General features: G+C 58.5%; 12 protein-coding genes and 1 tRNA gene. 4 read left to right on the forward strand and 9 right to left on the reverse strand.

The genetic code is table 11. The features are described from left to right. The first annotated feature begins 78 nt into the window (after positions 1-78). Positions 79-1275, forward strand: a complete 1197-nt coding sequence (speY, locus tag QW379_05945; protein ID MEM2869944.1) for a deoxyhypusine synthase — start codon at positions 79-81, stop codon at positions 1273-1275. Then, a complete protein-coding gene (gene purM, locus QW379_05950; protein MEM2869945.1) occupies positions 1272-2336 on the forward strand; it encodes a phosphoribosylformylglycinamidine cyclo-ligase in 1065 nt (354 codons plus the stop codon). Before speY ends, purM begins: the two co-directional genes overlap by 4 nt. A 19-nt stretch (positions 2337-2355) precedes the next feature. Here purM and QW379_05955 read toward each other — a convergent pair whose 3' ends face one another. Continuing rightward, the gene (locus QW379_05955; protein ID MEM2869946.1) at positions 2356-3111 is read right to left on the reverse strand and encodes a tetratricopeptide repeat protein; all 756 of its coding nucleotides are present in this window, start codon (positions 3109-3111) and stop codon (positions 2356-2358) included. A gap of 103 nt (positions 3112-3214) precedes the next feature. Between QW379_05955 and QW379_05960 the strand changes: the two genes are divergently transcribed. Further along, positions 3215-3421: a hypothetical protein gene (locus tag QW379_05960; protein ID MEM2869947.1), complete on the forward strand. Its 207-nt coding sequence runs from the start codon at positions 3215-3217 to the stop codon at positions 3419-3421. Positions 3422-3616: 195 nt separating this feature from the next. Here the strand turns inward: QW379_05960 and tmk are convergent, their stop codons facing one another. Next, positions 3617-4231: a dTMP kinase gene (gene tmk, locus QW379_05965; GenBank protein ID MEM2869948.1), complete on the reverse strand. Its 615-nt coding sequence runs from the start codon at positions 4229-4231 to the stop codon at positions 3617-3619. Positions 4232-4472: 241 nt separating this feature from the next. On the opposite strand from tmk, the gene QW379_05970 reads away from it, so the two are divergent. Continuing rightward, positions 4473-4544, forward strand: a tRNA-Gly gene (locus QW379_05970). A 138-nt stretch (positions 4545-4682) separates the two neighbouring features. Here QW379_05970 and QW379_05975 read toward each other — a convergent pair. The 7 genes from QW379_05975 to QW379_06005 all read right to left on the reverse strand — a co-directional run bounded on the left by QW379_05975 (position 4683) and on the right by QW379_06005 (position 14738). Further along, on the reverse strand, positions 4683-5930 hold the full coding sequence (locus tag QW379_05975) for a DUF835 domain-containing protein (protein MEM2869949.1): 1248 nt from the start codon (positions 5928-5930) through the stop codon (positions 4683-4685). 50 nt (positions 5931-5980) lie between these two features. Then, on the reverse strand, positions 5981-6736 hold the full coding sequence (locus tag QW379_05980) for an enoyl-CoA hydratase-related protein (GenBank protein MEM2869950.1): 756 nt from the start codon (positions 6734-6736) through the stop codon (positions 5981-5983). 32 nt (positions 6737-6768) lie between these two features. Beyond that, the gene (locus QW379_05985) at positions 6769-8406 is read right to left on the reverse strand and encodes a carboxyl transferase domain-containing protein (protein MEM2869951.1); all 1638 of its coding nucleotides are present in this window, start codon (positions 8404-8406) and stop codon (positions 6769-6771) included. A 184-nt stretch (positions 8407-8590) separates the two neighbouring features. Then, positions 8591-9265 (reverse strand): Mov34/MPN/PAD-1 family protein, encoded by a 675-nt coding sequence (locus tag QW379_05990; protein ID MEM2869952.1) that lies wholly within the window; start codon positions 9263-9265, stop codon positions 8591-8593. 136 nt (positions 9266-9401) lie between these two features. Further along, positions 9402-11174, reverse strand: coding sequence for a hydantoinase B/oxoprolinase family protein (locus tag QW379_05995; protein ID MEM2869953.1), 1773 nt, complete (start codon positions 11172-11174; stop codon positions 9402-9404). A gap of 89 nt (positions 11175-11263) precedes the next feature. Next, positions 11264-13381: a hydantoinase/oxoprolinase family protein gene (locus QW379_06000; protein ID MEM2869954.1), complete on the reverse strand. Its 2118-nt coding sequence runs from the start codon at positions 13379-13381 to the stop codon at positions 11264-11266. 169 nt (positions 13382-13550) lie between these two features. Beyond that, positions 13551-14738 carry a CoA transferase gene (locus tag QW379_06005; GenBank protein ID MEM2869955.1) on the reverse strand — a complete coding sequence of 396 codons (1188 nt, stop codon included), beginning with the start codon at positions 14736-14738 and terminating at the stop codon, positions 13551-13553. Between the last annotated feature and the right edge of the window lie 798 nt (positions 14739-15536).

Below are 15536 nucleotides of genomic sequence, written 5' to 3' on the forward strand. Positions count from 1 at the left end.
AATCATTTGCAGTGGCTCGACCAAATTGATAAATAAGACACCCACCTTTCGGATCCGTAGGTTCGAGGGGGTGATAGAATACCAGGAGCAAGACCCAAGAAATTTCGCGCGGATGAAGGGACTCAGGCACCCCCCTCCAGCCCCGAGTGCCAGGTTTCTCATCCGGACCCCCAAAAAAATTCCTATCTCTCTGGAAAAACAATAGAACCTGTCCAAATTCGTAGGGGCATGAGCGTTGAGGAGCTGGTAGAGCTCTACTCCGGCACAGGCTACAATGCCCGGAGGCTCGCCGAGGCCTGCGAGCTCTACGAGAGGATGATTAAGGAGGGGGCGACGATATGCCTCACCCTCTCGGGCGCAATGACGCCCGTCGGCATGGGCGGCGTTATCGTCTCACTGATGGAGGCGGGCTTTATAGACTGGATGGTTTCGACGGGCGCCAACCTGTATCACGACCTTCACAGGCCCTTCAACTTCCCGGTGGTTCAGGGGCACTTTGCAGTGGACGACAGCGAGCTCCACAGGGCCGGCGTGGCCAGAATATACGATGTCTTCATTCCGGAGGAGGGGGCCCTCACCGCAACGGACTGGGTAATTCAAGAAGCGCTCATCAGAAGGACCCTTCCGGAGCGCTTCTCCACCGCCGACATTCACCACAATTTAGGGAGGGAGGTGGCCAGAAATGCGCCACACCCTGAGAAGTCCGTGCTCGCCGCTGCGGCCAGGCTCGATGTTCCAATATACGTCCCCGCCCACGCCGACTCCTCTATCGGCATGAATCTCGCTCTGAAATATGCCTTGGGCAGCCCCCTCGAGCCGTCTCCGAGCCTCGATATACTGGAATCCTGTGCCATCGTTGCTGGGTCCGAGAAGAACGGCGCGGTCGAGGTCGGCGGGGGGACGCCCAAGAACTTCTTCATGCAGACCCAGCCGATGCTCTGGCAGTTCCTGAAGAAGAACAAGGGTGGCCACGACTACTTCATCCAACTCACAGACGCCAGACCCGACACGGGGGGTCTCTCGGGCGCAACGCCATCGGAGGCGAAGTCCTGGGGTAAGATCAAGGACCCTAAGAAGAACAACGTGGTCGTCTACGGCGACGCCACCATCTCTCTCCCGATTCTTGCGGTTTGGGTGCTCTCAAGGTGCCCCCCAAGAAAACCTCGGCGGCTTTATAGGGCCAAGGGGGAGCTAACCGAGGCGCTTGTCAGAGATTACCTTGGTAGGTCCCGCAAAGGCGGAGAGAGCCGCCAGAATAAGCAAGCGGGCAAGTGATAATTACCAGCAGGACGATACACGGGAGTGGAAAAATGGGGATGACCTACGCCCGGTCTGGGGTCGATATTGACGCCAAGTCCAGGGCGATTTCGGCGCTCGTGAAGCAGCTCGCGTTCCGCCGGGAGGGCCGCGGGGCCCCCGTCGAGCTCTGTGGGCACTTCTCCGGACTGATTGACTTCGGAGACTGCTACCTCTCCATGTGCACGGACGGCGTAGGCACCAAACTGATGGTCGCCGAGGCCCTGAACAAATGGGACACGGTCGGAATAGACTGCGTGGCGATGAATGCCAACGACATGATATGCGTGGGTGCGGAGCCGCTGGCCTTCGTCGACTATATCGCCGTGGACCGCCCGAGGCCGGAGGTGGTTGCGGAGATTGGAAAAGGGCTCTCCCGCGGCGCGGAGCTCGCCAACGTATCGGTAATTGGTGGCGAGACCGCAGTGCTCCCGGAGATGGTCAGGGGCCTGGACCTATCAGGAACCTGCCTCGGGTACGTTAACAAGGGCAGGGAGGTGACGGGCCGCTCGATAGCTGTGGGTGATGTCGTGGTGGGTGTGGAGAGCTCGGGAATTCACTCCAACGGTCTCACGCTCGCACGCCGGGTATTCAGGGACGCCGGGGTCAATCTACTAGACACCCTTCCCGGAGAAGAGACCAGCGTGGGTGAGGAGCTCCTACGGCCGACCCATATCTATGTGCGCCCGGTGATTGAAATCCTCCGGAGAACCGAGGTCCACGGAATCGCCAACATCACCGGCGGTGGTCTCCGGAACCTCTTGAGGCTCAGGAAGGGCGTCCAGATAAGGATAGAGCACCCCCTCCCGCCCCAGCCGGTGTTTGGGGCGATTCAGAAGCTAGGCAGGGTGACCACCAGGGAAATGTACCAGACATTCAACATGGGCATGGGCCTCGCGCTCATAGCGCCCCAGAGCTCGGTCGAAACAATCACTGAGGTGTTCTCAAAGCATGGCCTAAGGGCGGAGGCGGTCGGGAGGGTGGCGCGGGGCAATGGCGTCGCTCTCGTGAAGCACAAGCTCCTCTACACGAAATATTGAGCCCCTTGCCACCTATCATTCAACGCCCTTTCTTTCCCCCGGCCCAGAACTCCGCCTGCGCCTCCAGAATTCTGTCCTTGAGCTCCCGGGCGGTTTTGTTGTTGGGGTTGAGCCTGAGGGCCTCCTCGAGGGAGAGCATCGCCTCCCTATATCTTCCCATACTAGCTAAGGCCGCCCCCTTTGTCTCCCAGACGCCGTCGTCGTTCGGGTTGAGGGCAATGGCCTTATTGGCGGCCTCCAGGGCCTTTTTGTACTTGCCCTGGTTGTTCAGGGCCATTGCGAGTATGGAGAGGGCCTTCCAGGTCTTTGGGTTCCCCGGCGGGTACATTTCTAGAATGTGCTCCGCGACGAGCTGGGCGTCGACGTATTTCCCCATGTTGTTCAGAGCCGCGGCCTTGCCCTCGAGCGAGATTCTATAGTGGGGGTTTAGCTGGAGGACTCTGTTGAAGCACTCGACCGCTTCGGCGTAGCGGCCCAGGCAGTAGTAGGCCTTCCCTTTGTTGTGCCACATGTCGATGTCGTTGGGGTTGAGAGCGAGTCCCCTGTCGTAGCACTTGATAGCGTCCTCGTACCTGTGCAGGTGCTCGCCAAGGGCGATGCCCTTATTGTACCAGCCGTCCACATACGTTGGGAAACGGCGCAGTAGCTCGTCGTAGCAGGCGATAGCCTCGGCGTAGCGGCCCTCACGTAGCAGGATTAGCGCACGGCTTGCGATTTTCTCATAGTCAACCTTTGAGGGCTGGGCCGTGGACTGCGGTGGTGGGTATCCTGCCATCAAACAGAGAGAATATCTAATGACGTATTAAATGTTGTGTAACCGGAAAAGACTTTATTCGGAGAGAAGCATATCTCGGCAGGGTGGCCCCGGGGGCGGAACAATGGCTGGTAGAATAGCTGTGGGAGAGACGCTCCGGCTTAGAGTGGTCGAGGTAACCCAGCTAGCGGGCGCTCCTAAGTTTAGGACCGTTCTCCGCGACGAGGATGGCACGGAAAGCACTCTTGTTCTGGACGTGCGCCTGCCCCTCGGGATGGCCGAGGTCAGCATCCTCTATCTTGGCGAGGGGGAGGGTTTCAGGCCGAAGTAGCGCCGTGAATTCTCCCAGTATCAGCTCCCGGCGTTCGCCACCATGCCACCCTGACACATCAGGTTCGTACATACAACGCTCGGGCCCTGACCCCGGAGTAGCAAATCCCTATTTTTCACCGGGCTCCCTCTCGAAATTTCCCAGACACGTTCAGTTGCGATCCGGAGTCCCACACTCAATTTTTCTACAGCACTCTTACAGAATTTTGTGGACATGCTCGAGCGACTGCGCCACCACCAGCTCCATGCTCTGTCTTGCGTCAACAACTCGGAACCTCCGGGGTTCCTTCTGCGCAAGCCGATCGTAGACCCAGGCGACTTTTCTAAGATAGGCCAGCCTCTCGAACTTGGTCAGCCCCCCCCTGCTCCTAAGGCGGGAGAGGCAGATGTGGGCTGGAGCACGCAGAAGAATCGTGAGGTCTGGGACCAGAGCGAAGGGTCTGTGCATTTCCACCAACCACTTCACTGCGTCGCTTCCAGTTCCCCCGGTCTCCCGAGCGAGGCGAGCGCCCTGATATGCGATGGTGGAGTCCAGATACCTGTCACAGATGACGTTTCTACCCCTGCGGAGATGCTCCCAGATCTCTCGCGTATGCTCGGATCTGTCAGCCATGAAGAGAAGCGCTTCGGTGTAAGCGGACAACCTCTCCTCGCTCCCTCGATTCACTGCCCTGCCCAGCCAGCTCCTCGTCGGCTCGCAGGTCCACACGCAGCTCACACCCTCCCCCCTAAGGCGCCGGCAGACCATTCTGGACACACTGGTCTTTCCGCTCCCGTCTATACCTTCGAAAGTCACCAGCCTTCCGCGCATATCGGCCCCCTCAATCGCGCTATGGCCATATAAGCTATCTGACCACATTTCGTCACACCCCCTCCTCCAGCTCACGGGATAGCCTCCCTCAAACATCTTCAATCCTTTCTTCCGACCCAGGGTAATGCGGCGCGCGCCTTACATCAATCGCATTTGCTCCTTTACCGTCACCCCCATCACCCGAATTCCCGCCCGGCAAAATATTATATGCGACTGATTATACTCTCCATCTGCAAAGAGCGCGGGCGTAGTCTAGTGGTCATGACTTTAGCCTTCCAAGCTAATAGCTCGGGTTCGAATCCCGACGCCCGCAAGCCCTTTTTCCAAAAGCGCTTGCGGAAAAGGGCTTCGCGAGCTCGCTCGGCTCGCAGGCTCGCCCCTATCGGGGCTCGCCAATTGCTCGGGCCTCTGGCCCTCGCAGCCCCTTTCTCTCGTGTTTTTTAACCCTATCTCAAATCGCTTCGGCCCCAGGTCGCTCCCCTGGAGCTCTGCCAGCGGGCGGAGGCGGCTCCTCAAACACCTGTGTAGCCTCGCTCTTCAGGAGGGCGAGTTCGCTATCCTTGAAAGCTTTGGGGTCGAACCCGAGAAGCAGAATTCCTCCCCCACTCATCACCTTATCATTTAAGAGGTGGATAAGGCTCAGAAGGCTGGAGAAGCCGACGCTCGCAGAAAGATACTCGAGTCCTTCGATGAGAATGATGTATCTCTCAGCGCTCTCCATGAAAGTCCCGATCAGCCTCCCCAGGCGCCCTAGGTCTCTGGGCTCAACGCAGACCTCTCCCGGGACACACTTGCCCGTAAGCCATATGAATTGAGTTTCGACTAGCCCGTAGGTCTTCCTTGCCTCATGCGGAGGCCTCCTTGTCACCCAGAGCCCCGGCATACCGGTTTTTACATAGAGCCCAAAAAGCTCTCTCGCCTGTCCCCTCTCGTTCAAAAAGAGATAAGTGCCGCTTGGGCTTAGCATCGAAACCGCTCTCTCAACAACCGTCTTCTCTTTCCTGGGCATGATGAAGTCGCTCTTCATCAGGCTCGCCCTGGAGAGCACCAGACCGAGGAGTGAGGTGAGCAGGGGATATATTATAGAAATAGAAACGGCGGGGAAGAATACGCTCACGACGACTAAAAGGACAAAGACAAAAATAAAAATGACCAATACCTCCAGAAGCTCCGTTCTCATTTCATGGGAATCTTTAAGCAATTTCTGAACGACGAGTATTATAATAGAGATGAAATAAATCATCCCCAGTCCCAGGAACCCGACATTCAGATTTCCCAGACTTACCCAAGGGGGTGTTGTGGACGTGACCATCAATATCCCCTCTGGGTTAAGAATTCCCTCTCCCAGAATCAGAAGTGTGAGAACCATCATTGGAATGAAGACAACTATATAGATGCCACGGCTGAGAACTTTCCCGCCCGGCCGCACGATCGAAATGACCATGAGTAAAATCACAGGCACAGACCAGTAGATCAGAAGGTCCCCGCATAGTGAGGTTGCTAAAGCCAGCGCGCCTTCCTGCAATACCATTGAGGCGAGCATCATCAGCGAAGCAGGAACCACCATTGCCATCAGAAGGAGGGAGAGATTCCGGCTCTGGGAGGGGGGAACGCTCAGAAGAAGGCGGAGGGTGATCACCGCCACCGCCAGAGCGCTCCCCAATATGAGTGCAACCAGAACGGGGAGACTATTATTCATGTTCTATTATCAAATTACTTTGATTAATTATCAAATTTTTGGCCTTCTCCTCACCCGGCCCACCTTGGCTTCCTCTTCTCCAGAAAGGCCCTCATCCCCTCCTGCCCTTCCTCAGAGGCGCGCAGCTCCGCGATTTTCGAAATGGTGTAGTTCCGCAGCTCTTCGGCCTCCAGCCGGGGAACTATTCTGATGAGCCTCTTCGCCTCGGCGATCGCCCCGGGCGCGGAGGTTAACAGGGCGTCAACTCGCGCCCGAATCGCCGCGTCTAGGGCCTCCGGGGCCACAACCTCGTTCACCAGACCTATTCTGCAGGCCCTCTCAGCGTCTATCCTTTCGCCCGTCAGGAATAGCTCCCTCGCCGCACCCTGCCCGATTTTTCTGAGAACATAGGGCGAGACCATGGCCGGAATCAGCCCTAGTTTCACCTCTCCGAAGCCGAATCTCGCCTCTGAGGAGGCGACGGCGATGTCGCACACCGCCACGAGCCCAACCCCGCCGCCGACCGCGAGTCCGTTTATTCTTCCGAGCAGTGGCTTCGGGAGGTTGTCGAGGAGCTCGAGCAGCTCGACGAGGGCGCCCGCGTCCCTCCTGTTCTCCTCCATAGTATAGGCGAGGGCGCGTCTCATCCAGTTGAGGTCCGCGCCCGCACAGAATGACTTTCCTCTCCCTGTCAACACCACCACCCTGACTCTCTCGTCCGCCGCCACTCTCCTGACCGCTTCCGTCAGCTCCCGCAGGAGTTCGTCGTTAAAGGCGTTGTGGACCTCCGGGCGGTTGAGCGCGAGCGTTGCGACCCCCCGCTCCACCCCTACCTCCACTGTACGAAGGGACAATTTAATCACATCCTGAATACGCCGAACCTAGAGGGCGGAATCGGGGCGTTGAGGGAGGCCGAGATGCCAATGCCGAGAACGGTCCGGGTGTCGAGGGGGTCGATTATCCCATCGTCCCAAATCCGGGCCGTGCTGTAGTAAGGGCTGCCCTTCGTCTCGTAGTCCTGGATGATTTTCTCCCGGAACCTCTTCTGCTCCTCCTCGCTCATCGGTGGCTTTCCCTTCTCCTGCTCTCCGAGCTCCCTCTGCTTTCTCCATAGCTGGTCCATCTTCACGGTCAGAAGAACGCTGGCGGCTTGCTCCCCGCCCATGACCGAGATTCTGGCGTTGGGCCACATCCAGAGCTGCCTCGGGCCGTAAGCCCTCCCGCACATCCCGTAGTTCCCGGCGCCGAAGGAGCCGCCGATTATCACAGTAAACTTGGGTACGGAGGCACAGGCGACCGCCGTAACCATTTTGGCCCCGTCCTTGGCGATACCCCCAGCCTCGAACTGCTTCCCCACCATGAAGCCCGTGATGTTCTGGAGGAACACCAGGGGAATTCTTCTCTGGCAGCAGATTTCGATAAAATGGGCCCCCTTTATCGCGCTCTCGGAGAATAGGATGCCGTTATTCGCAAGGATGCCGACTAGGTAGCCGTGAATTCTGGCCCAGCCCGTCACCAGTGTGGTTCCGTACAGGGCCTTAAACTCGTGGAATTTGGAACCATCAACTAGGCGCGCGATTATCTCGCGCACGTCGTAGGGCTTCCGGGGGTCCTTTGGAATGATTCCGTATATCTCCCGCGGGTCGTAGAGAGGCTCTTCCGGCGGGGCGACATCGATATAAGTCTTGGGCGGCCGGTTCAAGTTTGCGATGATGTCCCGGGCCATCTTCAGAGCCTCTCTGTCGCTCGTGGCCATGTGGTCCGCTACCCCAGACTTCCGGCAGTGGACGTCCGCCCCGCCCAGCTCCTCCGCCGTCACCTCCTCGCCCGTGGCGGCCTTGACCAGCGGCGGCCCGCCGAGGAAAATCGTGCCCGTGCCCTTCACGATGATCGTCTCGTCAGACATCGCGGGCACGTAGGCCCCCCCGGCGGTGCAGGAGCCCATGACCACCGCTATCTGCGGGATGTCCCTTGACGACATCTGGGCCTGGTTGTAGAATATCCTGCCGAAGTGCTCCCTGTCGGGGAAGACCTCGTCCTGGAGGGGCAGGAAGGCCCCGCCCGAATCGACGAGGTAGACGCAGGGGAGGTGGTTCTCGAGGGCGATCTCCTGGGCGCGAAGGTGCTTCTTGACAGTCATGGGGTAGTAGGTCCCGCCCTTTACAGTTGCATCATTGGCGATGACCATGACCTCCCTTCCGTGGATGTAGCCTATCCCGGTCACGATGCCCGCGCTCGGGGCCTCGTTGTTGTACATCCCCAGGGCCGCGAGGGTGCTCAGCTCCATGAAGGGCGTATCGGGGTCTAGAAGGGCCTCGATTCTCTCGCGCACGAGAAGCTTTCCCCTCTCGCGGGACTTCTCAATTAGCTCCGGGTCCCCGCCCTGCCGAACCATGTCTAGCTTCTTTTTCAGGTCGTCCACGAGCTTGAGGTAGAAGGCCTCGTTCTCCCTGAATTCAGCGCTATCCGGGTCCACAGCGGACTTTATTACCTCCATACCAGGACCCCCGAACGCGGAAAACGTCCTTGAATAAGTATTTTACCCAGAATTCATCGACAATTGACGGAATCCACCCGGCGCCCCTCCATCACGTCCATCGTTCCCGCCCCCCTCATCATATCTGTGTCTCTGCAGAACTCGTAGCCACTCCGGCGCCTCTGGCCTCATTTCGTTCCACCTTCTAACTCTCCCTCCGACATTTCCTTGGACTGTGCCACGCACCCACTGCCCCCTCCCCTCGCCTGGCCAGTTCCCGTCGCTTGCCCCGTCCGTTGCTCCTGTTACCGTTCCCGTTTTTCTTTTTCTTTAAAAGAAGGCTGAGCCGTTGCATCGCCGCGGAGTCTCGGTTGAGCCTGTGTACAAAGGGGCAGTGAATTCTGAGCTTCCGGATTTTCCCTGAGTGGCGGTCATATTCGTATGCATAGATTTTTATAAAATACCTGTCGCCCACCGTCCCTGTGAGGCTGAAGTCGCTCTGGAGGAAGCGCCACCTGGCCCTTCTCGAGGCGTCCTTGACCAGCAGGAGAATGGAGACGGGAATTCCGAGCTCCCGCATTTCCTTTTTATCGGCGTCGCTAAGGTGTGCGGGCCAGTCGATGTGGGAGTGGAAGTCGCCGATGTATCTATAGTCCATCAGGCACTTCAGTATCTGGTCTATCCTGTTCTGGCGCCTAGGGTCCATTACTACCCAGTCGTAGTGCCTCTTGGCGCTCTGGTAGGAGAAGACGTACCTGACGACATAGTCCCGCCCCCTCCTCCTCCCAAGTAGGACTCCATAGGCCTCCTTCTTGTAGACCTCCAGACTGGAGGCTAGGATGTTTACGAAAGCCTGGTTGCGGAGGACCAGCCTCGGCACAGGGCGGGAAAGAAAGCGAACCCGATATGAAGCTTTTGACAGCTCCGTAAGAACTTTTCGGAGCAACCTGGCGACGTAATATTTATATTTTGCGCCCTTTAAGAAGCAAAAGCCTCACCGGAACCCTCCACTTCCTTCAGCTTTTATCTTTCCTCCTCTTTCCCCCTCCTTTTCTGTGCAACCTGCGGTTCCGGAGCCGGGCAGTCGCCCTCTCATCAACCTCCATGGTCCTTGGGTTAATGACCACACCGTAGAGCTTCCTCGCGGCCTCGAGCGAGACTACGCCGTTCTTTACGTCCCACGCGACCTTCTCCGCCGCTCTCAACAGCGGGTTACCATAGCCTCCTCCCCCTCCTGCCTGTTGGTACCAGATCGTGCCGGGCGGAACGTTCTCCACAAGATCCTTGCTCGTCGTCCTGTACCTTTTGCCGTTCGGGTAGATCAGCTCGATGAAGTTTAGAGCCCCGCTTTTCCCACCGAAGAGGCCGAAGGCGGGCTCAACGTCCCCGTCGCCGAATGTCACTACTTTCACATTCTCCCCACCTATCTCGTAGCGGGTGACTATACCTAGTCCGCCGCGCCACTGGCCCGCCCCTGCCGAGTCAATGAGGTATTCATGCTCCCAGAGAATGTGCGGGGTCTGCTGCTCGAACATCTCGTAGTCCTGGTCTAGGACCCCTCCAGAGGCGTCAATCATGCCAATGTGGTCGTAGCCGTCCACGCCCTTCATCGCCCCCGAGCCGCCTTTGTAACCGAGGAAGCAAATATCAACGAAGTTGGTCTTTTTTCTAGGGTCCCAGCCGTTGGTTAGACCGCAGAGGAGCTGGTTCCACCCAGCGGTCACGCGGTCCGGTATGACGGGTGCCAATGCCCTTATAATGGCATCGGCGTTGGGTGGGCAGAGGTGGTTCCCGAAGGTAGTGGCGGCGGGGTATTTTGCGTTGAGGAGCGTCCCCGGAGGGATGATGATTTTTATGGGTCGAATCATGCCGTCGTTGTGCGGTATGTTCGGGTTGACCATCTGCAAGAAGGTCAGCGTGGTCGCTGATGCGCTGGAGGTGTAGGTCCCGTTGACGAAGCCCGTTGTCTGGGGGTCCGTCTCTGAGTAGTCGAAGGTGATGCTGTCCCCGCTTACGGTGATTTTTACCCTGATTTTGAACCTCGAGCCCGGGTGCCTCCCGTCGTAATAAACTGTCGACTCTCCTCTGTACACCCCCGGAGGGATGGTCCTGATCTCAGCCCTCATCATTTTCTCAGTTGTGTCAAATATGTACTCCTTGTGGGCGTTGAACCTCTCCAGTCCATATTTCTCTATCAGCGCCAGAACCCCCCTCTCCCCGACCACGCAGCTACCTATCTCCGCCTTCATGTCCTCGGCTACGATGTCGTACCTAATGTTCGCGAATATCAGGTCCCAAACGTCCTTCCTGAATTTCCCCGCTTCGTAGACCTTCACTGGCGGAATTCTGAGCGTCTCCTGCCAGACCTCGGTGGCGTTGGGGTTGTAGCCCCCGGCAACCGCCCCGCCGACGTCGGCCTGGTGGCCCTTGCACGCGGACCAGGCGACCAACGTGTTTCTATAGAATATGGGTTTGTACACCGCGACGTCGTTGTTCTGGTTGCCCATGGAGAACACGTCGTTGTGAAAAATGACATCGCCTGGGTAAATCTCATCGCCGAAATACTTTATAATGTATTCACACACGGGCCCTAGGGAGAAAGAAAGAATGGGCAGGTTCTCGGTCTGCTCGAGCATTTTGCCGCGCGCGTCATAGAGCCCCGTGACGAAGTCCTTCGCCTCACACAGAATCGGGGACCTGGTGGTCTTGGTCAGGGCGATGCTCATCTCTTCAGTAATGGATTTCAGCCTCCTTTCAAGCACGGAGGCAAGAATCTTGTCTATCTTCATCCCATAGTCCTTCTCCATCGCTTCTCCATCGTTCTGTCCGGCCTCTCGCACATGCCCCCCTGCTGAAGTCGTACCTCTCCCATCACCGCTCATCTCACCACCCCCCGGGATTCCTCCGCCCTGCTCGCGAACTCCTCGCGACCCTTCCGATATATCGTGAAGCTACCGAGCCTGTCAACAACGACGGAGAACTCGGGCGTGACAAAGGTCGAGGTGTTGACCTGCTCGATGAGCGCCGGGCCCTCGAGCCTGTTCCCCCACCTGAGCCCGTGGCCATCGTAGACCGGCACCTGCTCGAACCTCCTCTCGACAGGGAGCCACATTCGCCGCCTGCCCTTGAGCGCATGCGAGCTGTCGGCGCTGTCGCGCTTCTGCTCTGGGAGGCGGGGCTTGTCGGTGAGCCCGATGGAGGTCAGCCTCATGTTGATGAGCTCGATTCTGGTACCCTCTTTCTCGAGGCTGTAGCCGTAGAGCCTGTTGTGCTCCAGATGGAACTTGAGGGCGAAGGCCACTGGGTCGGCCCTGTCGACCTCCTCCCTGCTAATCTCTACGGATACCTCGTGGTACTGCTTCACATACCTCAGGTCGAGGAAGTAGCTGTGCCTCACTCTCTCCTCTGGAACATTCTCGGATTTCAGCAGCGCCCGGGCCTCCGCCTTCATCTCGTCGAAGAGCCTTCTGAAGCGGCTCCTGTCCATCTCGTCGAGCGGGACGGCGTAGGTTCTGACGAAGTCGTGCTTCAGGTCCGACATCAGCATCCCCGAGGCGCAGAAAATCGATGACTCCCTCGGGACAATCATCACGGGAATCTCCAGCTCATGGGCTATCTGGCAAGCGTGTATAGGGCCCGCGCCTCCAGCGACGACCAAGGGAAACTCTCTCGGGTCGTGTCCTCTCTTTATCGAGACCTCCCTCACGCCGGCAGCCATGTTGACATTGATGATATCATACATTCCAGCCGCGGTCGCCTCGACGTCCATCCCGAGCTTATCTGAGAGATGCTTCTTGATCGCCTCCCTCGCCCTGTCCGGGTAGAGGGGCATCCTACCCCCGGCAAAGAAGTCCTTGTCAAGGTACCCGAGAAGGAGGTCCGCGTCGGTGCATGTCGGTAGCTCTCCTCCGAACCCGTAGCAGGCCGGACCGGGCTTCGCCCCCGCGCTCTGCGGCCCCATCCTGAGCAGACCACCCTCGTCTATCCAGCCTATGCTTCCCCCTCCCGCACCTATTGTCACTATGCCCAGCATCGGGAGCGCCAGCCTCATCCTGTTGACCTCGCCCTCGGTGGTCAAAAGAGGCCTTCCATCCTTAATCAGGGCTGCGTCGAAGCTCGTGCCGCCCATGTCTATAGTGATGCAGTCGCGATAGCCCTGGACCTCCGTATAAACAAGACCCGCGACCGGTCCTCCGGCGGGGCCCGAGAGCAGGGTCACCGCGGCCTTCTCTATTGCGAGCTCCGGCGATATCACTCCCCCGTTGGACTGCATTATCAGGAGCACCCCTCCGTAGCCGGCCTCTTTGAGCCTTTTCACCAGGCTGGTTAGGTACCTCCTGAGTATCGGGCCGACGTAGGCGTTCAGAACGGTTGTGCTGACCCTGTCATAGAACCGAATCGCCGGCAGGACGGTGCTCGAGACGCTCATGTAGGCGTCAGGGAGGAGTTTGCCCAGAATCGCCGCGGCCTTTTTTTCATGTGCCGGATTGGCGAAGGAATTCATGAAGCATATCGCGAGCGACTCGACACCCTCCCTTCTGAATTTCCTCGCCGCTGCTTCAACGTCCTTCGTGCTTAGAGGCACGAGCTCCTTTCCAGAGTAGTCCAGCCTCCCCCTGGCAGGAAGCCTGAGGTATCTCGGAACGAGCGGCCTCACGTTGGTGAAGCGGTTGTTGTACTGCTCCTCGCGGATGCCCCGCCTCATCTCGAGCGCGTCGCGGAGGCCTTTAGTCGTCAAAAGGCCCGTTCTGGCTCCTGATTCCGTCAGCACAGCGTTGGTTGTCACGGTGGTCCCGTGGACGATTGTTCCGACCCTCTTCAGGAAATCGCCCAAGGGCATTCTGTGAGCGTCGGCCATCTCCTTGAGTCCGTTGAAGAGGCCGATCGAGGGGTCATCCGGCGTTGTCAGGGTCTTGTAGGTCTCGGCCGTCCCGTCGTCCAGACAAAGCATGAAGTCGGTGAACGTTCCGCCCACGTCGATTCCTATTTTATACATCCCTCGACCCCCCAACATAGCCCCTCAGTTCTTTCCAAGTCTCCTCAGCATTTCCAACCGCTGCCCCCTCCAGTCCCCTTCCCAAAGGCGCCCATCGCACCTGCCCGCGTCTCGCAGCCCGCCGCGCGCGGCCGGGCAGGGCACACAACAAAGGCCGGCACCACCCCGCTCAGAAGACTCCCCTCTCCCTCAGCTCTAGGTACCTCTCTCTCGAGTAGCCGAGCAAGCCCGTGAGAATCTCCTCCGTGTGCTCCCCGAGCAGGGGGGCCGGTCCACGCGGCCCCGCCTCGCTCTCGGAGTAGTGAATCGGGCACCCGGGCACCAGGACGGGCCCCGCTCTCGGCTGCCTGAGCTCCACAATCATTTTTCTCGCGCGGCTGTGCTCGTCCTCGACAACCTCCTTTACATTCCTCACAACACCATAGGCGAGGTTGGCTGCCTTCAGGGCCCTGACCACGTCCTCTGTCCTGAGCTTCCCCGTCCAGGAGCTCACGATGGCGTCTAGCTCGTCCACGTTCCTAAGCCTGCCGGAGACCTCCCTGAATCGCGGGTCCTCTGCAAGCTCCGGCATGCCCATCGCCTTGCAGAGCCTCGCGAAAGCCCTGTCCTCGATGGTGATGATCACAATATACCCGTCCGCGGTCTTGTAGACATTGTGCGGGGCTGCTGAGGGGTGCCGGCTGCCAAGCGCAGTAGCGACCTCGCCCGTCCAGCTGTACTTGGGCACGGCGTTCTCGAGCATGGTTAGACCGCAGTCGTAAAGGGAGACGTCGATGTACTGGCCCCTCCCGGTGTCCCTGCGCCTCCAGAGCGCCCCCATTATCGCCAGCGCCGCGACCGTCCCGGCCATGAAGTCGGTCGCGGACATGCCGATTCTGAGCGGGTCCATGCCCCTGTAGCCGTTCATGGACATCAGGCCGCACATCGCCTGTATGCAGACGTCGTACGAGGGCAGGTCGGCCTTGGGCCCGTACTGGCCGTAGCCGGATATCGAGGCATAGACCAGGCCGGGGTTGAGGGGCCTGAGCTCCTCATAGCCAAGCCCCAGCTCTTTCATCGTTCCGGGGCTGAAGTTCTCCACGAGCACGTCGCATTTCCCGACAAGCTCGCGCACTATCTCCTTTGCCTCCTCCTTCTTGAGATCCAGCGTGATGCTCTTCTTCCCCCGGTTGTAGATGATGAAGAAGCCGCACTCGCCATTCTTGACGGGCGTCTGGAGGCGCATCACGTCCCCCGTACCGGGGGCCTCGACCTTAAGCACCTCGGCCCCCATGTCGGCGAGGTACATCGTGCACCAGGCGCCTGCTATCACGCGGGTGAAGTCGAGCACGCGCAGCCCCTCGAGAACACCGGACATCGGGCCAACCCCGGAACACCGAAAGCGGCTCGCGTAGAAAAAGGTTGTGAGGGGCGCGGGGATATCCAGTCAATGCCCACTCTATACGAGCGACTGGGGCGGTGGGGTGCTTTCACGCGTGGGTGGGGGGAATAAGGGGATGGGTGGGGCCGTGTCCTCCAATCTATCGAAATCCCGCTCGGGGGAGGGGTGGCGGCGGGGTCCTGGCAGGCCGGCAGTGGCGGCGGAGATATTAAGTGGAGTATGGAGGTATGCGGTGCGATTTCGGAGAGATTCCATGGAATATGGATGAGATGAGGCGTGAATTGGGGATATCGTGGTGAATAATGACGAAATCGGACTTGAATTCTCATCTCGTCCGGGGAGGGGTCCGAACGAAGGCATGAGCTACAGGACATTCCAGAGGCATCTTAAATCGCTGGAACTCCTGACCTTGCGCCGCTCCCAACGGTCATCAATCTACTTGTTCATGTCGCATCTTGGCATAATTATTCCTTCTAAAAATGCACACATTATAGGAGTAGCAACATTCTTTCACTATCACCACTTCTCCCGCTCAGGAGGCTGATTTAATTATGACGAGATTTAATCTGATGGGACCGGATTGCATAATGTCGCATCCCGAAATAACTTCCTCTCAGCAAATATAAGAGCCCTAAAACCATATCAATACATGCGGAAGCTCACAAGGAGAAAGCTCAGATGGCTCATCAGGGAGATGGAAAAGGGTGAGGCCTCTGCATCTCAACTTGCAAGGATACAGAAGATATCGGAACGGTGGGTATGGGAGCTCTACCG

Source organism: Thermoplasmata archaeon, from assembly GCA_038851035.1.
In the GTDB taxonomy this organism is placed as follows: domain Archaea; phylum Thermoplasmatota; class DTKX01; order VGTL01; family VGTL01; genus JAWCLH01.